The 24,631-nt window shown below is 62.5% G+C and carries 28 protein-coding genes; 18 read left to right on the top strand and 10 right to left on the bottom strand.

The window, feature by feature from the left end:
- Window positions 1-112: 112 nt before the first annotated feature.
- On the bottom strand, window positions 113-1,144 hold the full coding sequence (locus M727_RS0106890; RefSeq protein ID WP_027152056.1) for a LacI family DNA-binding transcriptional regulator: 1,032 nt from the start codon (window positions 1,142-1,144) through the stop codon (window positions 113-115).
- Between the two features lie 165 nt (window positions 1,145-1,309).
- On the opposite strand from M727_RS0106890, the gene M727_RS0106885 reads away from it, so the two are divergent.
- The 3 genes from M727_RS0106885 to M727_RS0106875 are packed head-to-tail and all read left to right on the top strand — an operon-like array spanning window position 1,310 to window position 4,024.
- Window positions 1,310-2,419 (top strand): fatty acid desaturase family protein, encoded by a 1,110-nt coding sequence (locus M727_RS0106885; RefSeq protein ID WP_027152055.1) that lies wholly within the window; start codon window positions 1,310-1,312, stop codon window positions 2,417-2,419.
- A 55-nt stretch (window positions 2,420-2,474) separates the two neighbouring features.
- Complete coding sequence (locus tag M727_RS0106880; RefSeq protein ID WP_023796929.1) at window positions 2,475-2,789, top strand: MocE family 2Fe-2S type ferredoxin; 315 nt, start codon at window positions 2,475-2,477, stop codon at window positions 2,787-2,789.
- Between the two features lie 5 nt (window positions 2,790-2,794).
- Window positions 2,795-4,024 (top strand): FAD-dependent oxidoreductase, encoded by a 1,230-nt coding sequence (locus tag M727_RS0106875; protein ID WP_084646659.1) that lies wholly within the window; start codon window positions 2,795-2,797, stop codon window positions 4,022-4,024.
- Window positions 4,025-4,124: 100 nt separating this feature from the next.
- Here M727_RS0106875 and M727_RS0106870 read toward each other — a convergent pair whose 3' ends face one another.
- The 5 genes from M727_RS0106870 to hslV form a co-directional block, all read right to left on the bottom strand.
- Entirely contained in the window at window positions 4,125-5,084 is a 960-nt protein-coding gene (locus tag M727_RS0106870; RefSeq protein WP_027152053.1) for a DUF1402 family protein, read from the bottom strand.
- A 245-nt stretch (window positions 5,085-5,329) separates the two neighbouring features.
- A complete protein-coding gene (gene hslU, locus M727_RS0106865) occupies window positions 5,330-6,643 on the bottom strand; it encodes an ATP-dependent protease ATPase subunit HslU (RefSeq protein WP_023796926.1) in 1,314 nt (437 codons plus the stop codon).
- A 4-nt stretch (window positions 6,644-6,647) separates the two neighbouring features.
- Window positions 6,648-7,247, bottom strand: a complete 600-nt coding sequence (locus M727_RS0106860; protein WP_027152052.1) for a DUF2585 domain-containing protein — start codon at window positions 7,245-7,247, stop codon at window positions 6,648-6,650.
- A gap of 40 nt (window positions 7,248-7,287) precedes the next feature.
- Window positions 7,288-7,818, bottom strand: coding sequence for a GNAT family N-acetyltransferase (locus M727_RS0106855; protein ID WP_027152051.1), 531 nt, complete (start codon window positions 7,816-7,818; stop codon window positions 7,288-7,290).
- Window positions 7,819-7,890: 72 nt separating this feature from the next.
- Window positions 7,891-8,442, bottom strand: coding sequence for an ATP-dependent protease subunit HslV (gene hslV, locus M727_RS0106850; RefSeq protein ID WP_023796923.1), 552 nt, complete (start codon window positions 8,440-8,442; stop codon window positions 7,891-7,893).
- Window positions 8,443-8,664: 222 nt separating this feature from the next.
- Here hslV and hisB point away from each other — a divergent pair, with 222 nt between their 5' ends.
- The 9 genes from hisB to coaA all read left to right on the top strand — a co-directional run bounded on the left by hisB (window position 8,665) and on the right by coaA (window position 14,456).
- Entirely contained in the window at window positions 8,665-9,264 is a 600-nt protein-coding gene (gene hisB, locus M727_RS0106845; protein ID WP_027152050.1) for an imidazoleglycerol-phosphate dehydratase HisB, read from the top strand.
- A gap of 3 nt (window positions 9,265-9,267) precedes the next feature.
- Window positions 9,268-9,744, top strand: a complete 477-nt coding sequence (locus tag M727_RS0106840; RefSeq protein WP_027152049.1) for a DUF2628 domain-containing protein — start codon at window positions 9,268-9,270, stop codon at window positions 9,742-9,744.
- Between the two features lies 1 nt (window position 9,745).
- Window positions 9,746-10,396, top strand: a complete 651-nt coding sequence (hisH, locus tag M727_RS0106835) for an imidazole glycerol phosphate synthase subunit HisH (protein ID WP_023796920.1) — start codon at window positions 9,746-9,748, stop codon at window positions 10,394-10,396.
- 4 nt (window positions 10,397-10,400) lie between these two features.
- On the top strand, window positions 10,401-10,691 hold the full coding sequence (locus M727_RS0106830; protein ID WP_023796919.1) for a DUF1330 domain-containing protein: 291 nt from the start codon (window positions 10,401-10,403) through the stop codon (window positions 10,689-10,691).
- Window positions 10,692-10,694: 3 nt separating this feature from the next.
- Window positions 10,695-11,444 carry a 1-(5-phosphoribosyl)-5-[(5-phosphoribosylamino)methylideneamino]imidazole-4-carboxamide isomerase gene (gene hisA / locus M727_RS0106825; RefSeq protein ID WP_027152048.1) on the top strand — a complete coding sequence of 250 codons (750 nt, stop codon included), beginning with the start codon at window positions 10,695-10,697 and terminating at the stop codon, window positions 11,442-11,444.
- The gene (locus M727_RS0106820; protein ID WP_027152047.1) at window positions 11,441-12,277 is read left to right on the top strand and encodes an arginase family protein; all 837 of its coding nucleotides are present in this window, start codon (window positions 11,441-11,443) and stop codon (window positions 12,275-12,277) included. Before hisA ends, M727_RS0106820 begins: the two co-directional genes overlap by 4 nt.
- Window positions 12,274-13,068 carry an imidazole glycerol phosphate synthase subunit HisF gene (gene hisF / locus M727_RS0106815; protein ID WP_027152046.1) on the top strand — a complete coding sequence of 265 codons (795 nt, stop codon included), beginning with the start codon at window positions 12,274-12,276 and terminating at the stop codon, window positions 13,066-13,068. The genes M727_RS0106820 and hisF overlap by 4 nt, the downstream gene beginning before the upstream one ends.
- Before the next feature lie 86 nt (window positions 13,069-13,154).
- Window positions 13,155-13,472, top strand: coding sequence for a phosphoribosyl-ATP diphosphatase (locus M727_RS41405; protein ID WP_027152045.1), 318 nt, complete (start codon window positions 13,155-13,157; stop codon window positions 13,470-13,472).
- A gap of 24 nt (window positions 13,473-13,496) precedes the next feature.
- The gene (gene coaA / locus M727_RS0106805; RefSeq protein ID WP_027152044.1) at window positions 13,497-14,456 is read left to right on the top strand and encodes a type I pantothenate kinase; all 960 of its coding nucleotides are present in this window, start codon (window positions 13,497-13,499) and stop codon (window positions 14,454-14,456) included.
- A 513-nt stretch (window positions 14,457-14,969) separates the two neighbouring features.
- Here coaA and M727_RS0106800 read toward each other — a convergent pair.
- From M727_RS0106800 to M727_RS0106785, 4 genes are all read right to left on the bottom strand, one after another.
- The gene (locus M727_RS0106800; RefSeq protein ID WP_027152043.1) at window positions 14,970-15,587 is read right to left on the bottom strand and encodes an alpha-ketoglutarate-dependent dioxygenase AlkB; all 618 of its coding nucleotides are present in this window, start codon (window positions 15,585-15,587) and stop codon (window positions 14,970-14,972) included.
- Window positions 15,588-15,699: 112 nt separating this feature from the next.
- Window positions 15,700-16,179: a peptidoglycan-binding protein LysM gene (gene lysM / locus M727_RS0106795; protein ID WP_027152042.1), complete on the bottom strand. Its 480-nt coding sequence runs from the start codon at window positions 16,177-16,179 to the stop codon at window positions 15,700-15,702.
- Window positions 16,180-16,359: 180 nt separating this feature from the next.
- The gene (gene arfB, locus M727_RS0106790; RefSeq protein WP_027152041.1) at window positions 16,360-16,797 is read right to left on the bottom strand and encodes an alternative ribosome rescue aminoacyl-tRNA hydrolase ArfB; all 438 of its coding nucleotides are present in this window, start codon (window positions 16,795-16,797) and stop codon (window positions 16,360-16,362) included.
- Window positions 16,798-16,928: 131 nt separating this feature from the next.
- Complete coding sequence (locus M727_RS0106785) at window positions 16,929-18,539, bottom strand: phosphoenolpyruvate carboxykinase (protein ID WP_027152040.1); 1,611 nt, start codon at window positions 18,537-18,539, stop codon at window positions 16,929-16,931.
- A gap of 344 nt (window positions 18,540-18,883) precedes the next feature.
- On the opposite strand from M727_RS0106785, the gene M727_RS0106780 reads away from it, so the two are divergent.
- The 6 genes from M727_RS0106780 (at window position 18,884) to ahcY (ending at window position 24,536) form a co-directional block, all read left to right on the top strand.
- Window positions 18,884-19,585, top strand: coding sequence for a response regulator transcription factor (locus M727_RS0106780; RefSeq protein WP_023796909.1), 702 nt, complete (start codon window positions 18,884-18,886; stop codon window positions 19,583-19,585).
- Between the two features lie 194 nt (window positions 19,586-19,779).
- A complete protein-coding gene (locus M727_RS0106775; protein WP_023796908.1) occupies window positions 19,780-21,561 on the top strand; it encodes a sensor histidine kinase in 1,782 nt (593 codons plus the stop codon).
- A 64-nt stretch (window positions 21,562-21,625) separates the two neighbouring features.
- Entirely contained in the window at window positions 21,626-22,087 is a 462-nt protein-coding gene (locus M727_RS0106770; protein WP_027152038.1) for a type IV secretion system DNA-binding domain-containing protein, read from the top strand.
- 162 nt (window positions 22,088-22,249) lie between these two features.
- A complete protein-coding gene (locus M727_RS0106760; protein ID WP_027152037.1) occupies window positions 22,250-22,651 on the top strand; it encodes a PTS sugar transporter subunit IIA in 402 nt (133 codons plus the stop codon).
- Window positions 22,648-22,944 carry an HPr family phosphocarrier protein gene (locus tag M727_RS0106755; RefSeq protein WP_023796904.1) on the top strand — a complete coding sequence of 99 codons (297 nt, stop codon included), beginning with the start codon at window positions 22,648-22,650 and terminating at the stop codon, window positions 22,942-22,944. Before M727_RS0106760 ends, M727_RS0106755 begins: the two co-directional genes overlap by 4 nt.
- 191 nt (window positions 22,945-23,135) lie before the next feature.
- Window positions 23,136-24,536, top strand: a complete 1,401-nt coding sequence (gene ahcY / locus M727_RS0106750) for an adenosylhomocysteinase (RefSeq protein ID WP_027152036.1) — start codon at window positions 23,136-23,138, stop codon at window positions 24,534-24,536.
- Window positions 24,537-24,631 lie beyond the last annotated feature (95 nt).

Raw genomic sequence — 24,631 nt, 5'->3', positions numbered from 1 at the left:
CTGAGGGCCGGCAAACCTTCTGCAAGAATCCATCAGGCTGATGGTTTACATCACTGCCGCCGCCCCGATCTAAACAGGATGTCTTGGCTGGGCCCAGACGTTCTGCCCGAGCCTAGATGTTTTCCGGCAGATAGATGTCGAAGGGCAGGAAGGTCTGGCCCGGCGCATTGGCGGCGCCTGCCTCGATGGCATGCACCATCAGCCCGACAAGCTCGCGGCATAGTGCTGCCAGCGGCGTTGAAATCACCATGGTCAGGATGTTGTCGGCGAGCGCCGCGCGCGAGTCGGCGTTGATCTCGTTGCAGACGACCACTGGCATGTTTGCCGGCCTGGCCGCCCGTAGCGCGGAAACCGCGCCTTCCATGCCGCCGCCAGCGACATAGCAGCCGGCCAGATCCGGGTACCGCGCCAGAAGATCGATCATTGCATCATGGGTCACCTGGTTGGCCTCCAGGTTGACCAGCGTCTCCATCACCGTGAATTCCGGCGCATGCTCGCGGAAAAATGATCTGAAGCCGATCTCGCGCAGCTCATGGCCATGGAAGCGATGGCTGCCGACGAAAAGGGCGACCTTGCCGGGCTTCCTCGCCGCTCTGGCGATCATCCAGGCCGCGGTACGACCGACCTTGCGGTTGTCGAGGCCGACATAGCCCTCGCGGATGCCGGCTGCAAAGTCGGATAGCAGGGAGAAGACGGGTTGCCCCCTCGCCTTCAGGGTCTCGACGGCTGCCGTCAGCGTCGGATGGTCCGGACCGACAAGGGCGACTGCCCTGGATTTCGCCGCCAGCTTGCGCATCTGCGCGGCGATCTCGTCGGGGGCCAGCGAACTGGCGAAATCGATGGTTGCGACGCCGCGGAAGCGCTGCGATTGCGAAACAGCCAGTTCGATCTCGCGGGCGAAATCGCTGTAGAAAACGTCATTGCCCCTCAGCAGCAGAAAGCCGAGCCGGTATTCCGGCAGTTCCTGGCGCATCCGCTGCTTGATCAGCCCGGCGGCGTGGTAGCCGATGCTGGTGGCGGCCTCATAGACGCGGCGCGCGGTTTCCTCGCGCACCGGCAGGCGATTGTTCAGCACCCGATCGACGGTGGCGACGCTGACCCCCGAAATACGCGCCAGATCGGTGATGGTCGGCCGTTTTGCCATACGCTTCCTGCCTGATTGCCTGGCACAGACTATACATCATTCTGATGGGAAATGATAGAAACTATCTTCATGATGTTGAGCCTATCACTTCTCGGCGTTATTTTAGGGCATAAGCACCTGTGGCAGAGGCATCCATTCCGACGGATGCCGACGGAGGCAGCCTCAATGGAAGCGACACTATCCGCAATGCCGTCGCGGCGAGACTACAGCCTGCTCGGCCGCGACGCGAAGCGCGCCGTCGAGACCGGGCTGGCGGCGGCCGAATGGTATCATACCGACGTGCCCCGCAAGCAGATGAAGGAGCTGATGCAGCGCTCCGATGGGCCGGCGATCCGCGACACCATCATCTGGCTCTCCGCCCTGGTCCTGAGCGGCGCCGGCGGCGCCTGGTTCTGGGGCACATGGTGGTGCGTGCCGTTCTTCTTCGTCTATGGCGTGGTCTACGGCTCTTCCACCGATTCACGCTGGCACGAATGCGGCCACGGCACCGCGTTCAGGACGCAGTGGATGAATGATGCGGTCTATCAGATCGCCTGCTTCATGATCATGCGCAACCCGGTGACCTGGCGCTGGAGCCATACGCGGCATCACACTGACACGATCATCGTCGGCCGCGATCCGGAGATCGCGGTGATGCGCCCGCCGGACCTGTTGCGCGTCGTGCTCAATTTCTTCGGCATTGTCGATGCCTGGCATGCCATGACCGACATGGTGCGCAACGCGGCCGGTATCATCAGCCCGGCCGAAAAGACCTTCATTCCCGAGCAGGAGCAGCCAAAGGCGATCCGCATTGCCCGCATCTGGACCGCGATCTATGCCGCGACAATCGCGCTGGCGCTTTATAGCGGCTCGTTCCTGCCCTTGATGCTGGTCGGTCTGCCCAGGCTTTACGGCGCCTGGCACCATGTCATGACCGGCCTGCTGCAGCATGGCGGCCTCGCCGAAAACGTCATCGACCACCGCCTCAACAGCCGCACGGTCCGCATGAACCCGATCAGCCGCTTCATCTACTGGAACATGAACTACCATGTCGAGCACCACATGTTCCCGATGGTGCCTTACCACGCGCTGCCGAGGCTGCATGAGCTGATCAAGCACGACCTGCCGGCGCCGACGCCATCGATCCTGGCCGGCTATCGCGAGATGGTGCCTGCCTTCCTGCGCCAGCTGCGCAATGAAGACTATTTCCTCAAGCGCGAACTGCCGCCGACTGCCAAGCCTTATCGCGAGGAATTCCACAACGACAACGATGCCGTCGCGGCAGCAGCCGAATGATATGCGCGCCTGTGCCGGGGCATGTTGACCAAGCAAAATTATGCCGGGAGGACCAATGAGCGACTGGGTCGAGGCCTGTGGTGCCGATGACATCGATGAAGAGGACGTGATGCGGTTCGACCATGACGGCCGCACCTTCGCCATCTATCGCAGTCCCGACGACGAATATTTCGCGACGGACGGTCTTTGCACGCATGAGAAGGTGCATCTGGCCGACGGGCTGGTGATGGACGACATCATCGAATGCCCGAAGCACAATGGCCGCTTCAACTACAAGACTGGCGCAGCCAGGGGCGCGCCGGTCTGCGTCAATCTCAGGACCTATCCGGTCAAACTCGACGCCGGCAAAATCCTCATTCAGATCGGGTGACGGTGATGGCGAAAGGAATGCTCATCATCGGCGCCGGCGAATGCGGCGGGCGGGCTGCCTTGGCGTTGCGCGATCTCGGCTATGATGGCCCGGTGACGCTGGTCGGCGACGAGCCGCATCTGCCCTATGAGCGGCCGCCGCTGTCGAAGGACGCGATGGCCGGCGATGCGCCGGTGATCAAGGCGATCGCCAGCGACAAAATCCTGGCCGAGAGATCGATAAGGCATATCCATTCGGTTCAGGCGGTGGCGATCGACCGCGCTGCGCATGGCGTGCGCCTGTCGGACGGCTCGGCGCTGCTATACGACAAGCTGCTGCTGGCGACCGGTTCCCTGCCGCGCAGACTGCCAATGCCGGGCCTCGGGCCGCGTAGCGTCTATCTCCGGACCTTCAACGACGCGCTGGCCATTCGCGCCCATCTCCGCGCCGGAAACCGCATCGCCATCGTTGGCGGCGGCTTCATCGGTCTTGAGCTCGCCGCCGCCGCACGCAGACTGGGCGCAGTGGTCACCGTCATCGAGGCGCAGCCGCGCATCCTGATGCGAGGCGTGCCGGCCGAGATCGCCAAAATCATCCACCAGACGCATGAAGCCGAAGGCGTCAAAATCCTGTGCGGCGGTGCCATCGCGGCGATCGCCGACGACGGCACCGAAGTGCGCATCGCGCTTGCCGGCGGGCAGGACATCGCCGCCGACCTAGCGGTGATCGGCATCGGCGCCGTGCCGGTGACCGGACTTGCCGCAGAGGCGGGCTTGACGATCGACAACGGCATAGCCGTCGATGCCGCGCTTCGCAGCACCGATCCGGACATTTTTGCCGCCGGCGATTGCTGCTCGTTTCCGCTTGCCGTCTATGGCGGCCGGCGCGTGCGGCTGGAGGCCTGGCGCAACGCGCAGGAGCAGGGCGCGCTTGCGGCCAGCAACATGCTTGGCGCCGGTGAGACCCACGCGGCTGTGCCATGGTTCTGGTCGGATCAGTACGGCCTGACCTTGCAGATCGCTGGGCTGTCGGACGAGGGCAGCAAGGTCGTGCGCCGCGATCTCGACGACGGCGCCTTCATCCTGTTCCATCTGGCGCAGGACGGCAGACTGGTCGCAGCGAGCGGCATCGGTCCGGGCAATTCTGTCGCCCGCGACATCAGGCTGGCCGAGATGCTGATCGCAAGAAGGGCAAAGCCGGCGCCTGAGGCGCTCGGTTCGCAAACGATCAAGCTGAAGTCGCTGCTGGCGGCGTGAGCCTGGTGCGTGCCGATTGTCGAAAGCCGGCGATGAGGGGCAGCGCAAACGCCTAAGGGGCGACTTCGGTTTCAGCTCAAAGTCCAGATCTCAATACCCACTAAAACAGCGCGTTGAGCTCCGGCAGTTTGTCGTTGACCAGCCAGCCATAGTAATTTTCCTCGGGCAGTTTCTCCGGTTCGCCCGCGGCGCGGCGCCTGTCGTTTTCGGCCTTCAGCGCATGGGCGCGCTGCTCAGGATTGCCGACATTGTAGAGGGTCGATGTGATGCCGGGATTGCCCGATATGTCGAAGCCGGCAATGCTCTGATAGGCATCGATCGATTTCCGGATCGTCGCCGCGACATAGTCCAAGGTCAGATCCGGATCCATGATGGTCTTGTAGACTGCATTCGGATCGCCGACGTCGAGCTTCGGCAGGCCGGAAACCTGGTGCACGAGATCGCTCATCTGCAAGGCGGTCAGCGGATTGAGCTGGCCCAGGCCAAAAGTCTGGCCGGCATAATAGGGCTGGAAGAAAGTCGCGCCGAAGCGGTCGTCGGGGAAGCTCTCACCGCCGACGGTCTTGCCGCGAAAGGAAAGGTTCCACACCTGCTCGCGGCATTCCCAGAGCTCATAACTATCCGATTTGCCGACGCATTCCTGGAATTGCGGCCGTTGCACGAAGTCGGTGATGTCCTCGCCTTCATAGGCGAAGGACAGCTTGCTCGACAGATAGGAGATCGCCTTGACGTAGTAGGTCTGCAGCCGGTCGTAGGCGTCGACGTTGTAGGTGTGCTCGCCGACGATGGCGCCGACGATATGCATAGGATCGATGCCATAGGTCGCTGCTGCCTGCTCGATCTTGCCGCGAAGACCGGCGTCGTGCTGCAGCAGCGCATAGACCTTGCGGTATTTTGACTGGAAGGTGGTGTTGGTGGCCTGGGTGCGCCGGCTCGAGGCGCCCGGTATGTTGGGCTGCTCGACATGACTGTTGCCGGGCGGCACCATCGTCGCCGCTTCGGCGGCGAACATGGTTGTCGCCAGCGTCAGCCCGAGAGTGACGAGGATCGTTTTTTTCATGCGCCGCCGCCTGCAACAACGCATGACCCTCGGAACCGATTTTCGGGGGTCATGCGCAGAACCAACTGTACAGCGTCCTTTGCGCATCCAAAAAGCTGCGCGGCGCTGGAGTTGCCGGCAAACTAGGTAAAGCTGCAACGGGAGTCGAGAGCCCCGTCGCCCGGCAAGACAAAAGCTGGCCAGATGCTTCCATTTGGCCACACGTGCCGGCTCCGCCGGTCCGACTCTTGCGGATGGATCGCCTGCTACAGGATGAATCGCGACAGATCCGTGTTTCTCGACAGATCGCCGACATGCTTCTCCACATAGGCGGCGTCGACTGTCACGGACGTGCCGTGGCGGTCCGGCGCGTCATAGGAGATCTCGTCCAGCACCCGCTCCATCACCGTCTGCAGTCGCCTGGCGCCGATGTTCTCGACGCTGGCGTTGAGATCGACGGCGATGCCGGCCAGTGAATCGATGGCGTCGTCGGTGAAGACGAGATCGACGCCCTCGGTCTTCATCAGCGCGATGTACTGCTTGATCAGGCTGGCCTCGGTCTCGGTCAGGATGCGGACGAAATCGTCCTTCTCCAGCGCACGCAACTCGACGCGGATCGGCAGACGGCCCTGCAATTCGGGCAATAGGTCGGATGGCTTGGCAACGTGGAACGCGCCCGATGCGATGAACAGGATGTGATCCGTCTTCACCGGTCCGTATTTGGTCGCGACCGTGGTGCCTTCGACAAGCGGCAGCAGGTCGCGCTGCACGCCTTCGCGGGAAACACCGGCGCCCATGCCGCCTTCGCGCGAGGCGATCTTGTCGATCTCGTCGAGGAACACGATGCCGTCGTTTTCGGTCGATTCGAGCGCCCTGCGCACCACCTCGTCCTGGTCGAGCAGCTTGTCGGACTCGTCGCCGACCAGCACCGCGTAGGATTCCTTCACTGTCGTCTTGCGGGTCTTGGTCTTCTGGCCGCCCATCGCTTTCGACAGCATGTCGTTGATGTTCAACACGCCGATATTGGCGCCCGGCATGCCGGGTATCTCGAAGCCGGGCATGCCGCCAGTGCCGGTATCGCTCACTTCGATCTCGATCTCCTTGTCGTCGAGCTCGCCGTCGCGCAGCTTTTTGCGGAAACTGTCGCGCGTCGCCGGGCTCGCCGTCTTGCCGACGAGCGCTTCCAGCACGCGTTCCTCGGCATTGATATGGGCGCGCGCCTTGACGTCCTCGCGCATCTTCTCGCGCACCAGGCCGATGGCGATCTCGACCAGGTCGCGGATGATCTGCTCGACGTCGCGGCCGACATAGCCGACCTCGGTGAACTTGGTCGCCTCGACCTTGACGAACGGCGCACCGGCAAGGCGCGCCAGGCGGCGCGAGATCTCGGTCTTGCCGACGCCGGTCGGGCCGATCATCAGGATGTTCTTCGGCATCACCTCTTCACGCATCTGGCCTTCGAGCTGCTGGCGGCGCCAGCGGTTGCGCAAGGCGATGGCCACGGCGCGCTTGGCGTCCTTCTGGCCGATGATGAAGCGATCGAGTTCCGAAACGATTTCGCGGGGCGAGAATGTCGTCATATCGCTAAATTCCACTTTGCCACTGCCGGATGGACTCGAACGGATGCAGCAGCATGATCACGTTGAGTGTCAGATTGTCCCTGATGATGTAGCCGACACCGAATTCGAAGATGAGAGCGAGGGTCACGATCACCCATATAGGAAGCCTGCGCGCCATCACAAATCCCAGCACCATCGCCAGCGTGTCCGCCACCGAATTGATGATGCTGTCGCCGTAATAGTCGAGCGAGATCGTGCCGGCGCGGTAGCGCTCGATAATCAACGGGCTGTTCTCGAGAAGCTCCCAGCCGCCCTCGATGACGACCGCAAATGCCAGCCTGAGCCCGATCGGCAAGCGCGGGAACAGAGCCCACGCCAGCGCGTAGAACAGGAAGCCGTGGATGAGGTGCGAGAATGTGTACCAGTCGGAAATATGCTGGGAATTCTCCGAGCTCTGCACGATGCCGTGCCACAGCTTGACATAGCCGCATTCGCAGATAGGCGTTCGGCCCATGCCGTAAAGGGCTCCAGCCTGGAATATAATCAGGCCGAGGACGAGCAGAAGTCCCATCCGCCAGCTGTCTTCATAGGCCGAGACGGTCTTGTCGGCGCCGCTTGTACTCATGCTGTTACTGCCCCTCTTCGGCGCCTTATTCGGCGTCACCCTATTCGATATTGCCCTCTTGGGCGTCGCCCTCTTCGGCGTCAATTGCCATCAGCACGGCGTCGCCATATTCCGATTGCCTGCGATCGATAGCTCTGAACCCGGCCTTTTGATAGGCACGGATCGCTCGTCCGTTGGATGGATCCGGGTCGATGATGACACGCGGTGCCCCTTCCTCGAACAGCTGTTCCACGAACTGCCGGACAATTGCCGAGCCGTGGCCGCGTCCGACAAGCTCGGGCCTGCCGATCGACAGATCGATGCCGAGCGTGCCGAAAGGCTGGTCGCTGTAGGGGTGGCCGTCCTCCAGATGCGGATCGTAGCTCTGTATGTAGCCGATCGGCTCGCCGTCGAGCTCGATGATCAGCGGCTCGACGGAAATGCTGTCGATATGCTCGCGGATCTGCGCGATCTCCGTCTCGGGATCGTCCCACCACTCCGCGACATGCGGCTCGGCCAGCCATGCCGCGATCATCGGCAGGTCCGCCTCGGTCACCGGTCGAAAATCATATCTATTTTCTTGTTTGGCCATGATCTCATGCGAACCGAAGGTCAGCGAAGCAAAAACGGTTTCCACTTTTCGGGATCATGGCCAGCGGCCGGCTCAGCCGGCATCGAGGATTTCGATGACAAAATTGTTGTTGGTGTAGACGCAAATGTCGGATGCGATCTGCATCGCCTTGCGGGCGATTTCTTCGGCATCCTTGTCGGTGTCCATCAGCGCGCGCGCCGCGGCCAGCGCATAATTGCCGCCCGAGCCGATCGCCATGACGCCATGTTCGGGTTCGAGCACGTCGCCGGTGCCGGTCAGCGCCAGCGAGACCGACTTGTCGGCAACCAGCATCATCGCTTCCAGCCGGCGCAGATAGCGGTCGGTGCGCCAGTCCTTGGCGAGTTCGACGCAGGCCCGCGTCAATTGCTCCGGATATTGTTCGAGCTTGGCCTCCAGCCGCTCCAGAAGCGTGAAGGCGTCAGCGGTGGCGCCGGCGAAACCGGCAATGACATTGCCGCTTTTGCCGATTCGGCGCACCTTCTTGGCGTTGCCTTTCATGATCGTCTGGCCAAGGCTGACCTGGCCATCACCGGCGATCACCACCTTGCCGCCCCTGCGCACGGTCAGGATCGTCGTGGCGTGCATGGTCAGTTCGTTCGACATCTCTGCTCCGATCAGCACCGGTCCCGACAAGGCGATTTGGCGCATTACGAGTGACTTGATCGACCCTATGTATGCATAGGTCCGATGATTGCCAACCGGTCATCGGCCAGGCTCGATACTGCTTGGCACGGCAACTGGCAATCGCCGGATCATGCTGCTAGAAGGCTCTCGTTTTCAAGCATGTGGACGCTTGGAACGCCTGAACTCTGGACAAGGATGAACATGCCGCCCCGTTCCGCCAACGCAAGCCGCAAGACCAGGGAAACCGACATCTCCGTATCGCTCCAGGTCGACGGCTCCGGAAAATCCGATATTTCGACGGGCGTCGGCTTCTTCGATCACATGCTGGACCAGCTGTCGCGCCATTCGCTGATCGACATGACGGTCAAGGCCAAGGGCGACCTCCACATAGACGATCACCACACGGTCGAGGACACCGGCATCGCGCTCGGTCAGGCGCTGGCCAAGGCACTGGGCGAGCGGCGCGGCATCATGCGCTATGCCTCGATCGATCTCGCCATGGACGAGACGCTGACGCGCGCGGCGATCGACGTTTCCGGCCGTCCTTTCCTTGTCTGGAACGTTGTGTTCTCGTCGCCGAAGATCGGCACGTTCGACACCGAACTGGTGCGCGAATTCTTCCAGGCTCTGGCGCAAAATGCCGGCATCACGCTGCATGTCACCAACCACTATGGCGCCAACAATCACCACATCGCCGAGACCTGCTTCAAGGCGGTGGCGCGTGCGCTGCGTTTCGCGCTTGAAAGCGACCCGCGCCAGCCTGACGCGGTTCCTTCCACCAAGGGATCTCTGAAGGGATAGGCCATGGCCGTCTATGTCGTGATGGAACCGCCGGGCCGCGGCAAAAAGCCGGACACAACGGCCTTTGTCCGTGATGGGTTTTCCTGGCTCGGCTTCCTCGTGCCGCCGCTATGGCTGCTCTGGCACCGGTTGTGGATCGAGGCAGCACTGGCGTTTGTCGCCATGGCTCTGCTTTCGATGCTTGCCGAAGGGCTGAGCCTTGGGCTGGCCGGCCCGCTGCTGTCGCTGCTGGTATCGCTCTATGTCGGGCTGGAAGGGCAGGCCTTGCGGATCGCCGCACTGCGCAGTCGTGGCTGGCACGAATGGGGCATCGTCGAGGCCGACAGGCTCGACGATGCCGATACGCGCTATGTGCTGGAAGCCGAAGCGCATGCGGATGAGCCAGCGCCAGTGCCGCGCATCGTTCCGGACGCTGCCCATGCCCGGCCGGCACAGACTGGCATGGTGCTCGGACTGACCCACACGCCGGGAAGACCCTGACATGCGGGTCGCGATCATCGATTACGGCTCGGGCAACCTGCGCTCGGCCACCAAGGCCTTCGAGCGCGCCGCGCACGAAGCCGGCATCGCCGCCGCCATCGACCTGACCGCCGATGCCGAGCGTGTCAGAACCGCCGACCGCATCGTGCTGCCCGGCGTCGGCGCCTATGCCGATTGCGCGGCCGGGCTGCGCGCCGTGGCCGGCATGTGGGAGGCGGTCGAGGAGGTCGCGATCGTCAAGGCGCGGCCGTTTCTCGGCATCTGCGTCGGCATGCAGCTAATGTCGGAGCGGGGCCTGGAAAAGACTGTCACAAAAGGCTTTGGCTGGATCGCCGGCGACGTCAAGGAGATCACCCCGGCCGATCCTGCGCTAAAAATCCCGCAGATCGGCTGGAACACGATCGAGCTCACGCGCAAGCATCCGCTGTTTTCCGGCATTCCGACCGGCAGCAAGGGGCTGCACGCCTATTTCGTTCATTCCTACCATCTCGACGCGCAGAAGCCGGACGAGGTGCTGGCGATTGCCGACTATGGTGGTCCGGTTACAGCTGCTGTTATCAGCGACAATCTCGCCGGCACGCAGTTTCATCCCGAAAAGAGCCAGGCGCTTGGCCTGGCGCTGATCACCAATTTCCTGCGCTGGAGGCCCTAAGAAAATGAGCAAGAAAGGCTACTGGATGGCGATGGTCGATGTCCGCGATCCCGAGGGCTACAAGCAGTATATCGAGGCGAACGCGGCGGCTTTTGCGAAATATGGCGCGAAGTTTCCCGTGCGGGCGGGGCGTTATGCGAACCCGGAAGGGCCGACAGGCAACCGCCACGTCCTGGTCGAGTTCGAGTCCTACGACAAGGCGATAGAATGCTACGAATCGCCTGAATACCGGGAGGCATTGAAGTACAGGCTTGCCGCCTCGACCGGTCACTTCGTCATTGTTGAAGGCGCCTGAACGGTGATCCTGTTCCCGGCCATCGACCTCAAGGACGGCAAGTGCGTCCGCCTGAAGCACGGCGATATGGCGACCGCGACGATTTACAATGACGACCCGGCCGCGCAGGCCAGGGCTTTCGAGCAACAAGGCTTTGAATGGCTGCATGTCGTTGACCTCAACGGCGCCTTCAAGGGCCAGAGCGTCAACGGCGCGGCGGTCGGCGCCATTCTCAAGGCAACGAAAAACCCGGTGCAGCTCGGCGGCGGCATCCGCACCCTGGCGCAGGTCGAGGACTGGCTCGATCGCGGCCTGGCCCGCATCATTCTCGGCACGGTGGCGGTGCGCGATCCGGATCTGGTCAGGCAGGCCTGCAAGGCATTCCCCGGCAAGATCGCCGTCGGCATCGACGCCAAGGGCGGCAAGGTGGCGGTCGAGGGCTGGGCCGAGGCCTCTAGTCTCGGCGTCATCGAACTGGCGAAGAAGTTCGAGGGCGCCGGCGTTGCCGCCATCATCTACACCGACATCGACCGCGACGGTGTGCTGACCGGCATCAACTGGGACGCCACCATCGATCTTGCCGACGCCGTGTCCATCCCGGTCATCGCCTCCGGCGGGCTCGCCTCGATCGACGACATCGTGCGCATGACGATGCCCGATGCGCAAATGCTCGAAGGCGCCATCTCAGGGCGTGCACTTTATGACGGACGTATCGACCCGGCCGAGGCGTTGGCGATCCTGGCGGCCGGACCGGAGAGGGCGAGGGCGCGATGAAACTTTCGATCATCCTCGCACCCTATGACAGCGGCCTTTACCACGCCGGCTTTGGCCAGGGCCCCGACGCCATCATTGCCGGCGGCCTTGTCGATGAACTTGCCTTGCGCGGCCATGATGTCATCGTCGAGGACATCGGCGAGGTCGGCGATGCCCAGAGACGCGAAATCGCGACAGGTTTCGCGGTTTGTCGGGCAGTCGCCACCAAGGTCGACATGGCGCGCGACGATGAGCGTTTTCCCATCGTGCTCGCCGGAAATTGCCTGACCGCCGCCGGTGCGGTGGCCGGCGACGCCGCTGATTCGATCATCTGGATCGATCAGCATGGCGATCTCAACACGCCCGAGACGTCGGCCTACGGCTTTCTCGACGGCATGGCGCTGGCGACGACGCTGGGGCTCTGCTGGCGGCCGATGACGTCAGCCATTCCCGGCTTCCAGGCGATCGACCCGTCGCGCTGCATGCTGGTCGACGCGCGCGACCTCGATCCAGACGAAAAGCGGCTTCTGGAGACGTTGCCGATCATTCGCGCCCAATTGACCGATGCACTCGACAACGTCGGAAAGCTCAAGGCGGCCGGCGCGGCCCAAGCGCATTTGCATCTTGATCTGGATGTTCACGATCCGGATGTGCTGCAAGTGAACCGCTATGCGCTGCCGGGAGGTCCAAACCCGGAACAGCTGCGGCAACTGGTTTGCGGGCTGGCCAAGTCGATCCCGATCGTCGGCATCACCCTGTCCGCCTACGATCCTGCCTTTGACGCCAAAGGCGAGGTTCCGCCTGTCGTTGGGCAATTGCTTGGCGATTTTCTTGCCGCGCATGCGAGGATCTGATGCTGAAAGCCCGCGTCATCCCCTGTCTCGACGTCAAGAACGGCCGCGTCGTCAAAGGCGTCAATTTCGTCGACCTGATCGATGCCGGCGATCCGGTCGAAGCGGCCAAGGCCTATGATGCCGCCGGCGCCGACGAGCTCTGCTTCCTCGACATCACCGCCTCGTCCGAAAATCGCGAGACCATCTTCGACATCGTCGCCCGCACCGCCGAGCAATGCTTCATGCCGCTGACCGTCGGCGGCGGCGTGCGCCAGGTCGCCGACATAAGAAAGCTGCTTTTGGCCGGCGCCGACAAAGTGTCGATCAACACGGCGGCGGTGAGGAATCCCGATTTCATCGCCGAGGCGGCCGACAAGTTCGGCAACCAGTGCATCGTCGTCGCCATCGATGCCAAGATAGTGTCAGGCGAAGGCGAGGCCGACCGCTGGGAGATTTTCACCCATGGCGGCCGCGAGAAGACCGGCATCGACGCGGTCGAATTCGCTCAGCAGATGGTCGATCGCGGCGCCGGCGAGATTCTGCTGACGTCGATGGACCGCGACGGCACCAAGGCCGGCTACGATATCGCGCTCACCCGCGCGGTCGCCGACGCGGTGCGTGCGCCGGTCATCGCCTCCGGCGGCGTCGGCACGCTCGATCACCTGATCGAGGGCATTCGCGACGGCCATGCCGGCGCGGTGCTGGCGGCATCGATTTTCCATTTCGGCACGTACAGCATTGCTGAAGCCAAGTCGCACATGGCCCGAGCCGGCCTGCCGATGCGACTGGACTCGTCAGGGGATCGGCTCTAAAGCATGATCCCGAACCGAAGGTCCGCGCCAGCCAAGAGGGGGAAACCGGTTTCGGAAAAGATCATGCTTAAACAATAGATGGCGCCATGGCTGAGTTTTCGCTCTCCGATCTGGAGACAATCATCAGGGAACGCGCGCATTCCGGCGATCCGGATTCGTGGACGGCAAGGCTGTTCGCACGTGGCATCGACAAGGCGGCGCAGAAGCTCGGCGAAGAGGCGGTCGAAACGGTGATCGCGGCCGTTGGCGGTGACAGACAAGCCCTCGTTTCGGAAAGCGCCGATCTCATCTATCATTGGCTCGTCGTTCTGGGCGTCGCCGGCGTTCCGCTTGCCGATGTCCTGACCGAACTCGAGCGCCGCACCGGTCGTTCGGGCATCGCCGAAAAGGCGTCTCGGCGCTGATCGCTGCGGAGGGCAGGAAACTCGATGGACCAGCTCGCCCCCACCGAGAAATATTCGCCCTTCCGTTTTTTCTCGGCGGAAGAATGGTCGCAGTTCCGCGCCGACACGCCAATGACGCTCGGCGAGGACGAGATCCGTCGCCTGCGTTCGCTCAACGATCCGGTCGACCTCGAAGAGGTCAAGCGCATCTATCTTTCACTATCTCGGCTGTTGTCGGCCCATGTCGAGGCCAGCCAACTGCTGTTCAGGCAGCGCCAAGCCTTCTTCAACGCGGTGGATGTCGTCAAGACGCCCTTCATCATCGGCATTGCCGGCTCCGTCGCGGTCGGCAAATCGACCACGGCGCGCGTCCTCAAGGAATTGCTGGCGCGCTGGCCGTCGAGCCCCAAGGTCGATCTGATCACCACCGACGGCTTCCTGCTTCCCAACGAAATCCTGCGCCGCAACAATTTGATGGAGCGCAAGGGGTTTCCCGACAGCTACGATGTCGGCGCCCTGCTGCGTTTCCTGTCGGGCATCAAATCGGGGCAGCGCAGTGTCCGCGCGCCAGTCTATTCGCACCTGACCTACGACGTCGTTCCCGGTGAGTTCCAGACCATCGACCGGCCGGACATATTGATCTTCGAAGGCATCAACGTCCTCCAGCCGGGCAAGCTGCCAAAGGACGGCAAGATCGTGCCTTTCCTGTCGGATTTCTTCGACTTCGCCATCTATATCGATGCCGAAGAGGAACTGATCCATCAATGGTACATCGCCCGCTTCATGCGGCTGCGCGAGACCGCCTTCCGCGATCCGGACTCCTTCTTCCACCGCTATTCGCAACTTTCGCAAGCAGCGGCCCGCGCCATCGCCGAAGGCCTGTGGGCCAACATCAATCTGAAGAATCTGCGCGAGAACATCCTGCCGACGCGAGCCCGCGCCGATCTCATCCTGCGCAAGGGCGCCAATCATCTGGTCGAGGAAGTGGCGCTCAGGAAGCTGTAACAAAGCGGTTAACGGCGCTTTAATGCATGTCGCGCAAAAGTGTGCAGCGGTTTTGCGGTAACGACATGCATAAAACAACAACTTGAAGCGCGTCGCATGAGGCCGGTCAAACGCGACGCGCTTCAGGCAGTGCCCGTTATCGTTCGATTGCAATTCCAGAGCATTTGTCGGGAGCAGCCGGTGATCAATATGCCTGCATTGCGCCGGCCTGACATTTCCGCCTGGCGCGGAACGCTCCGCGCCGGCTTCTCAAATTCGCCTCGATAGGACTTGCGGCCACAGTCCTCTATGCGCTTTGCGCCGGCCTCTTCACCAGTGCCGGGTCAAGCGACCTGTCACCGGCCACAGCCTCCGTCGCCGCCTATGCGGTCGCGGCAATCTTTCCGGTCGCTCAGTCGCGGGCCTCGGCCGTGACACGAAGCGGGTGCCGGTTTTGGGAAAATCCGATGCCTGAAAAAAGTGATGGGCGGCGATACGGCTCGACTTGAAAGTCCGCGCTTTTGCGCGACAGCATTAGCCAGGATAGGTCACCCGCCGCAGCGTCAGATTGATCCGCCCGCCATTCCCGAGCAGTGCCGAGGTCGACGGATAGATACGGTCGACGCCGTGGAAACAGAGGCGGCCTTCGCCGCCAAGCACGACGACGTCGCCGCTTTTCAGCCTGAACGATTTGGTGCCGCCTTCGCGCGTGCTCTGGCCGACCCTGAACAGGCAATCGTCGCCCAGTGAAACGGAGACGACCGGCGCAGAGAAATCGATCTCGTCGCGGTCCTGATGAAGGCCCATCTTCGCGTCGGGCGAATAGAAATTGACCAGGCAAGCCTCCGGCGGATGGGGATAGGCAGACACCTCGCGCCACAGCTCCAGCAGCACGTCCGGGATCGGCGGCCAGGGCGTTCCGGTTACCGGGTGCGTCGGCTGGTAGCGATAGCCGTGCTGCTTGTCGGTGACCCAGCCAAGCGAACCGCAATTGGTCATGCGCACGCTCATCTCCTTGCCGGTGCGCGGCATCGCCGGCACGAACAGCGGCGCTTCCTGCACGACCTGCCTCACATCCTCGACCAGCGCTTCCTGCACGGCGCGGGACAGATAGAGCGGCATGTGGCGGACGCCTTTGGGCAGAACGAGCATGGTCGCTTGATCCGTTGGTCTGCAAACGACCAGAATGCCACCATCAAGCGAAAACGGCGACCCGAAAGCCGCCGCCATTGTCGATTGCTGTTGCCGATCTGGCTCGATCTGGTCAGGCCTGATCGAGGTCCGGGATGCGCAGGACCTGCCCTGGATAGATCTTGTCCGGGTCGGTCAGCATCGGCTTGTTGGCCTCGAAAATGATCGTGTTCTTCGCACCCTTGCCCTTGCCATAGCTTTTTTCGGCGATCTTCCAGAGATTGTCACCTTTCTTGACCGTGTAGAAGGTCGGTTCCTTGGCCGGGGCTGCGGGCGTGCCGGCCTCGGGTGCGGCGACCTGCAATTCATCCGCCTGCACCTTGGACACGCCGAGCGTGTTGCCGACGGCGATGATGGCTTTTTCGAAGATCGACTGATCCTTGACCACGCCTTTCAGCACAGCCGTATCGCCCTTGACGTCGACTTCCACATTGTCGGTGCCGAGCGCGTGCGAATCGAGTTCCTTCTTCAGCGTATCGGCGGTCGGCTCCGGCTCATCGTCGCCGAAGCCGAGCTTCTTGCCGACGCCCTTGACGAAATCAAACATGCCCATCTGCGGTCTCCTTGCTGTGACGAATACCGAACTTGCCACCTGCAACCTCGAATTGGAAGCGGTCTCGACCGCGATCGATGTCGCGCCTGCCGCATCGGCCCAGAACTCGGAATCGATTTTTGGAAAAGCACCATGCGTGGCTGCCCGAGCGCGCACCCTTTGCGTCCGGGTGGACGCGCGTCAATCGTCGTCCACCCGACCGCGCAGCTTCTTGATCGTGCCGCGCCCAGCCTTGGTCTTCAGCCGCCTTTCGACCGCGCCTTTCGAAGGCCTCGTCTTCTTGCGCGGCGGCGGCGGCGGTTCGGCGGCCCTGGCGACCAGTTCCGCAAGCCGCGCCCGGGCGTCCGCCCGGTTCTGCTCTTGCGTGCGGAAGCGACCGGCCTCGATGACGATGACGCCGTCCTTGGTGGCGCGCTGGCCGGCCAGCTTAATGGTTCGCTCGCGGACGCGCTCCGACAGGCCAGGCGCATTCGCTGCATCGAAGCGCAATTGCACGGCCGTCGCCACCTTGTTGACGTTCTGGCCGCCGGGGCCGGACGAGCGGATGAAGTCCTCGTGCAGGTCATCCGGATGGATCACCGCATCGTCGGCAATGATGATCTTGTCGTCGGCGTTCATGCCGCAGTCATGGCGCGGCGAACGAAAAAAGAAAAGGCCCGGGTCGGGCCTTCCCCCGGGTCGGGCCTTCCCGATCCCGGTCCCGGAGGCGTTCCCGATCCCCGGTCCGGTGTCTCGAGACGCAGCGGCGACTATTCCGCGGCTTCGCGCATGCGCGGCGCGGCGCCGAGCACGATGGCGTCGACATGAGGTTCGAATTTTTCGAAATTGACGGCGAACATGCCGACCAGCCTCGCCGCCTGCAGGTCATAGGCTGAGGTATCGGCCCAAGTCGATCGTGGGTCGAGAATGGCACGGTCGACGCCCGCGACCGCCACCGGCACCTCGAAACCAAAATTGGCGTCGGTCCGGTAATCGGCCCCTTTCAGCGAGCCGTCGAGCGCCGCGGCGAGCAGCGCCCGCGTCGCCTTGATCGGCATCCGCTTGCCGGTGCCGTAGGCGCCGCCGGTCCAGCCGGTGTTGACCAGCCAGCAATCGACACCGTGATGGGCGATCAGCTCGCGAAGCAGATTGCCGTATTCCGACGGATGGCGCGGCATGAACGGTGCGCCGAAACAGGTCGAAAACGTCGCTTCGGGTTCGGTGACGCCCTTTTCGGTCCCTGCCACCTTGGCGGTGTAGCCGGAGAGAAAATGATACATCGCCTGCGCCGGGGTCAGCCGGGCGATCGGCGGCATCACGCCGAATGCGTCGGCGGTCAGCATGATGATGTTTTTCGGGTGACCGGCGCGGCCTGTCTTGCTGGCGTTGGGGATGAAGTGGAGCGGATAGGCGCAGCGCGTGTTTTCAGTGAGATTGCCGTCGTTGAAATCCGGCACGCGGCCGGCGTCGAGCACCACATTCTCCAGCACCGTGCCGAAGCGCTGGGTGGTGGCGAAGATCTCCGGCTCGGCTTCGGCCGAGAGCTTTATCGTCTTGGCATAGCAGCCGCCTTCGAAGTTGAAGATGCCATGCGGACCCCAGCCGTGCTCGTCGTCGCCGACCAGCGTGCGCGACGGATCGGCCGACAGCGTCGTCTTGCCGGTTCCCGAGAGGCCGAAGAAGATGGCCGCGTCTCCGCCGGCGCCTTCATTGGCCGAGCAGTGCATCGGCATCACGCCCTTCGCCGGCAACTGATAGTTGAGCACGGTGAACACCGATTTTTTCATTTCGCCGGCATAGGAGGTGCCGCCGATCAGCACGATCATGCGCGTCAGATCGACGGCGATCACCGTTCCGGTTCGGGTGCCGTGGCGGACGGGATCGGCACGGAACGACGGCAGGTCGATGATCGTCAACTCGGGCACGAAATGCTCGAGCTCGGCGGCTTGCGGGCGAATGAGCAGATTGCGGATGAACAAGGAGTGCCAGGCAAGCTCGGTGACGACCCGGGTCGTCAGCTTCAAGTCCTCATCGGCGCCGCCGACCAGGTCCTGCACATAAAGATCCTTGTCCGCCGCGTGGACGCGAAAATCGGCGAGCAGCGTGTCAAACTGGGCCGGCGAAATCGACTTGTTGTTGTCCCACCAGACATGCGGCCCGGTGGTCTCGTCGCGCACGACGAATTTGTCCTTGGGCGAGCGGCCGGTGTGCTGCCCGGTCTCGGCGACCAGCGCGCCATGCGCGGTGAGCCGGGCCTCGCCGCGGCGGATCGCTTCCTCGTAAAGGACGGCCTCGCCGAAATTATAGCACACCGCGCCGGTGGTTTTCAGGCCGATCCGGTCGATCGCCCATGCGGGATTGCGTTTGCCGGCTTCCGACATGAGGGGTTCCTTCTTCGATTGCAGCATCCTGGCCGGCGAACTTCCGGAGCCCCCAACGATGGAGACTGTAACGGTCAGAACCAGAAAAGCCAAATGATATCAAATATTTAATCGATTTAAATATTTTGAAAGTTGTTTAAATCGTTTATATGTGCGAAAAATCAGGCGGGTGCCCAAAGGATTGGCGGTCTGTATCGGTCCAATCCATGTTGAGGTGAGATTGTGGCCGCCGGCATGCCGCTCGTGACAGCGGACGAAGCCTGTGCCACATTTTGTACCTAATTTGTCCTGCAAAAGCCCCTTCTCGACCAAAGAAGGGACAGCTCATGAGGGAGCCACTTGAAATGGCAACAATCGCGCTTGTCGACGACGACCGCAACATTCTGACTTCGGTGTCGATCGCCCTCGAATCGGAGGGGTATCGCGTCGAAACCTATACGGATGGGGCGTCGGCGCTGGAAGGCCTGGCAGCGCGCCCGCCGAATCTCGCCATCCTCGACATCAAGATGCCGCGCATGGACGGCATGGAGCTTCTGCGCCGGATGCGCCAGAAATCCGACCTGCCGGTGATCTTCCTGACCTCCAAGGACGACGAGATCGATGAGCTTTTCGGCCTCAAGATGGGCGCCGACGACTTTATCCGCAAACCCTTTTCGCAGCGTCTTCTGGTCGAGCGGGTTCGCGCCGTGCTACGCCGTGCCAGCGCCCGCGAGGCGTCGGCCAAGACGCCCAACCAGCAGGCCCGCTCGCTTGAGCGCGGCCAGCTTGTCATGGACCAGGAGCGCCACACCTGCACCTGGAAAGGCGAGCCGGTGACGCTTACCGTCACCGAATTCCTGATCCTGCATTCACTGGCCCAACGCCCCGGTGTGGTAAAAAGCCGTGATGCGCTGATGGATTCGGCCTATGATGAGCAGGTCTATGTCGATGACCGCACCATCGACAGTCACATCAAGCGGCTTCGCAAGAAGTTCAAGGCCGTCGATGATGACTTCGAGATGATCGAAACCCTTTACGGAGTCGGATATCGGTTTCGCGAAGCATGAATTGATGCATGTCGCCAAAAGTGGTCCCGGTTCTGGGACACCGACATGCTCAAAACTTAATGCATGTCGCCCAAAAGTGGTCCCGGTTTTGGGACACCGACATGCTCAAACTTAATGCATGTCGCCCAAAAGTGGTCCCGGTTTTGGGACACCGACATGCATAAAAACCAGGACTGAGCGGGGGCTGCTATTCGATGGCAGTGGACGTAGAGCGAGTGAGACGGACGGGCGCCCGGCGCCCGTCGCGGATTCTGCCCGCATTCCTGTCGAGGATCACGGTGCCGATGCGCCGCTTCCTCGGCCACCATATCTTTTCCAGCCTGACGCGGCGCATTCTCTTCCTCAACCTCGCCGGCCTGGCCGTCCTGGTCACCGGCATTCTCTACCTCAACACGTTTCGCGACGGGCTGATCGATGCCCGCGTCGAGAGCCTGATGACCCAGGGCGAGATCATCGCCGGCGCGATCGCGGCATCGGCGACGGTCGAGACCGATTCGATCAGCATCGATCCGGAAAAGCTGCTTGAACTGCAGGCCGGCGAAAGCCTGGGCCCCGGCTCCGATCAGCTCGACAATCTGGACTTTCCAATCAATCCGGAGCGCGTCGCGCCGGTGCTCAGGCGCTTGATTTCGCCGACGCGGACGCGCGCCCGGATCTATGACCGCGATGCCAATCTGCTGCTCGATTCGCGCCACCTCTATTCGCGCGGCCAGATCCTTCGCTACGATCTGCCGCCGACCGACAAGGAAGAGCCCGATCTTCTCGAGCGAATCCAGAAATTCGTCTTCGACTTCTTCCGCAACACCGCGCTGCCGGTCTACCATGAGCAGCCGGGCGGCAACGGCGCTGCATTTCCGGAGGTGGTCAAGGCGCTTACCGGCAGCCCGTCGACCATCGTGCGGATCTCCGAACAGGGCGAGCAGATTGTTTCGGTCGCCGTGCCGATCCAGCGCTTCCGCGCCGTCCTCGGCGTGCTGATGCTGTCGACGGAAGGCGGCGACATCGACAAGATCGTCGCGGCTGAGCGCAAGGCGATCCTGCGCGTCTTCGGTATCGCCGCCCTTGTCACCGCCATCCTGTCGATGCTGCTTGCCTCGACCATCGCCAACCCGCTGCGCCGGCTGTCGGCGGCGGCGGTCAGGGTGCGGCGCGGTGTCAAAAATCGCGAGGAAATCCCGGACTTCTCCGATCGGCAGGACGAGATTGGCAATCTGTCGATCGCCGTGCGCGACATGACCAATGCGCTCTACGCCCGCATCGAGGCGATCGAAAGTTTCGCGGCCGACGTATCGCACGAGTTGAAGAACCCGCTGACCTCGCTGCGCAGCGCGGTAGAGACCCTGCCTCTGGCCAAGAACGAGGCGTCGCGCGCCCGGCTGATGGAGATCATCCAGCACGACGTCAGGCGGCTGGACCGTCTCATCACCGACATTTCCGATGCCTCCCGCCTTGACGCCGAGCTCGCGCGCGAAGACGCAGGAACCGTGGATCTCAAGAAATTCATCACGGATCTGGTCGACGTTTCGCGCACGGCCACGCGCAACAAGAAGACGGTCGACATCGAGTTCAAGGTCGCCAAACTGCCGCAGGGCGTCAAAGGCTATTTTGTCGCCGGTCATGACCTGAGGATCGGCCAGGTCATCACCAACCTGATCGAGAATGCCCGCTCCTTCGTTCCTGAGGAGCGCGGCCACATCGCCATATCGCTGGCGCGCGCCGGCAAGGTCAACATCATCACCGTCGACGACAATGGTCCCGGTATAAGGGCCGACAACATCGACCGCATCTTCGAGCGCTTCTACACCGACCGGCCGGCCGGCGAGGCGTTCGGCCAGAACTCGGGTCTTGGCCTGTCGATCAGCAGGCAGATCGTCGAAGCCCATGGCGGCACGCTGACCGCCGAGAACATCCCGGGCACCAAACCCGGCGAGATCAAGGGCGCGCGTTTCGTCGTGACACTGCCGGCGGAAGGCTGACGCATGATCCCGAACCGAAGATCCGCGCAGCGAAAAGTGGGAATCGGTTTTTTCGGGCACGACAATGCCTGAGCCGACTGTGAAGGCTGAGAACATTCACGGCACGGCGATCCTGATCGGCGAGCGTGGTGTCCTCATCACGGGACCGTCCGGCTCGGGCAAGACGACGCTGGCGTTCGCCCTCATCGATCATTGCCGCCAACGTGGATTGTTTTCGCGGCTGATCGGTGACGACAGGCTCCTCGCGGCCGATCACGCGGGGCGGCTGGTCTGCCGGGTGCCCGCTCCCATCGCCGGCCTCGCCGAGGTGCCCGGATTCGGCCCGCGGCCATTGTCGTTCGAGCCCGGCGGCGTCATCGACCTTTGCGTCCGGCTGGTCCCGGCAAGCGAAATGGACCGCTTCCAGGAAGATGCCAGCGAGCCCATCGCGGGCTGTCCGCTGCCGCGTATTGATCTTGCCGAACGCAATGTTCCAGCGGCCTTGCCGGCCGTGATGGCGCGGCTGCCAATTGCGCCTTTCGTATGATGCGATTTCGAATTGTTGCTGCAATGCGTCAAAATGGCCAGTGCCTGTGCAATTTTGGGCTTGTCAACGCGCCTCGCGTCGACAAGATAGCGCTCCCGCCGCCTGAAAAGGCCGGCGAGCATGAAACGCCTGTGAAGCGGCGATGACGGGAGCCACCAAAGAATGATCGGACTCGTGCTTGTAACGCACGGTCAACTGGCCGCCGAATTCCGCCATGCCGTGGAACATGTCGTCGGGCCACAAGACAGTTTCGAGACCGTGGCGATCGGCGCCGATGACGATATGGAGCAGCGCCGCAGCGACATCATCGACGCCGTTGCCCGTGTCGACACGGGAGCGGGCGTCATCGTCTTGACAGACATGTTCGGCGGCACGCCTTCCAATCTTGCAATTTCGGTGATGGAATCCGGTCGTACCGAGGTCATTGCCGGCATGAACCTCCCGATGCTGATCAAGCTGTCCAGCATTCGCAAGGGCGACAATATGAGCGCAGCGCTGGACGAGGCGCAGGCGGCCGGCCGCAAATACATCAATGTCGCCAGCCAGCTTCTGAGCAGCAAATGAGCGCGCTGTCGGCCAACAAGGGTGACATCGTCCGGGAATTTCCAATCGTCAACCAGCGTGGCCTGCATGCCCGCGCCTCGGCAAAATTCGTTCAGGTCGCCAGCGGTTTCGACGCCTCCGTCCAGGTCGAGAAGGACGGCGTCACGGTTGGTGGCACCTCGATCATGGGCCTCATGATGCTGGCGGCAAGCCCCGGCTATTCGATCCGCGTCACCGCCAGCGGCCCGGAGGCCGAGCAGGTGATCGACGCGCTGGAGCAACTGGTCGCCTCCCGCTTCGGCGAAGAGTCCTGACGCCTGGAGCGCGTCGCGGCTGAACCCGATTTCGCGCCGGCGCGCCTTCGAAGACATGCACGGATAAAGATTTCTTTATATCCCATTGTCGTCCGACCGACGATCTGCTAGTCAGGCCGGCAACCCGCGCCCTTCGACACGCCTTCCGGCGCGGGCGCATCCCGAAGACAATTCTTGATCGGAGCACTGCCATGACGGGTAGCAATGACTATGTGGTCGCCGACATCTCGCTTGCCGGCTGGGGCCGCAAGGAGATCGAGATCGCCGAAACCGAAATGCCGGGCCTGATGGCCTGCCGCGAAGAATTCGGCAAGGCGCAGCCGCTCAAGGGCGCGCGCATCACCGGCTCGCTGCACATGACCATCCAGACGGCGGTGCTGATCGAAACGCTGAAGGCGCTCGGCGCCGAGATCCGCTGGGCCTCCTGCAACATCTTCTCGACCCAGGACCACGCGGCCGCGGCCATCGCCGAGGCCGGCATTCCGGTCTTCGCGGTCAAGGGCGAGTCGCTCGAGGACTACTGGGTCTACACCGACCAGATATTCCAGTGGGCCGATGGCGGCACCTCCAACATGATCCTCGACGATGGCGGCGATGCCACCATGTACATCCTGATCGGCGCGCGCGCCGAAGCCGGCGAGGATGTGCTCTCCAATCCGGGCAGCGAGGAGGAAGAAATCCTGTTTGCCCAGATCAAGAAGCGGATGGCGGCATCGCCCGGTTTCTTCGCCAAGCAGAAGGAAGCGATCCGCGGCGTCACCGAAGAGACGACGACCGGCGTCAACCGGCTCTATCAGTTACAGAAGAAGGGCCTGCTGCCGTTCCCGGCGATCAACGTCAACGATAGCGTGACCAAGTCGAAATTCGACAATAAATATGGCTGCAAGGAATCGCTGGTCGACGGCATTCGCCGCGGCACCGACACGATGATGGCCGGCAAGGTTGCGGTCGTCTGCGGCTATGGCGACGTCGGCAAGGGCTCTTCGGCGTCGCTCAAGGGCGCCGGCGCCCGCGTCAAGGTCACCGAGGTCGATCCGATCTGCGCATTGCAGGCGGCAATGGATGGCTTCGAAGTCGTCACCCTCGAAGATGCCGCCCCGACCGCCGACATCATCATCACCACCACCGGCAACAAGGATGTCGTCACCATCGACCATATGCGGGCGATGAAGGACATGGTGATCGTCGGCAATATCGGCCACTTCGACAACGAGATCCAGGTGGCGTCGCTGCGCAATCTGAAGTGGACCAACATCAAGCCGCAGGTCGACATGATCACCTTCCCGGACGGCAAGCGGATGATCCTTTTGTCGGAAGGCCGCCTGCTCAATCTCGGCAACGCCACCGGCCACCCGAGCTTCGTCATGTCGGCGTCCTTCACCAACCAGGTGCTGGCCCAGATCGAGCTGTACACCAAGCCCGGCCAGTATCAGAACCAGGTCTATGTCCTGCCGAAGCATCTCGATGAAAAGGTCGCGCGCCTGCATCTCGACAAGCTCGGCGCCCGGCTTACCGAACTGTCCGGCGAACAGGCCGCCTATATCGGCGTGACCCCGCAGGGACCGTTCAAGCCGGAACACTACCGCTATTAACCACAGCGGAAATTACCACTAGATATTGAGGCCGGGCGATTGACTTTCGCCCGGCTTTATTTTTGCGCTGATTGATTCTTCACGCCGATTCGCGC

The sequence above is a fragment of the Mesorhizobium sp. WSM2561 genome (assembly GCF_000513915.1).
Taxonomy (GTDB): Bacteria; Pseudomonadota; Alphaproteobacteria; order Rhizobiales; family Rhizobiaceae; genus Mesorhizobium; species Mesorhizobium muleiense.
Note: the sequence above shows the minus strand (reverse complement) of the source record. Positions and strands in the feature narration are given on the sequence as shown.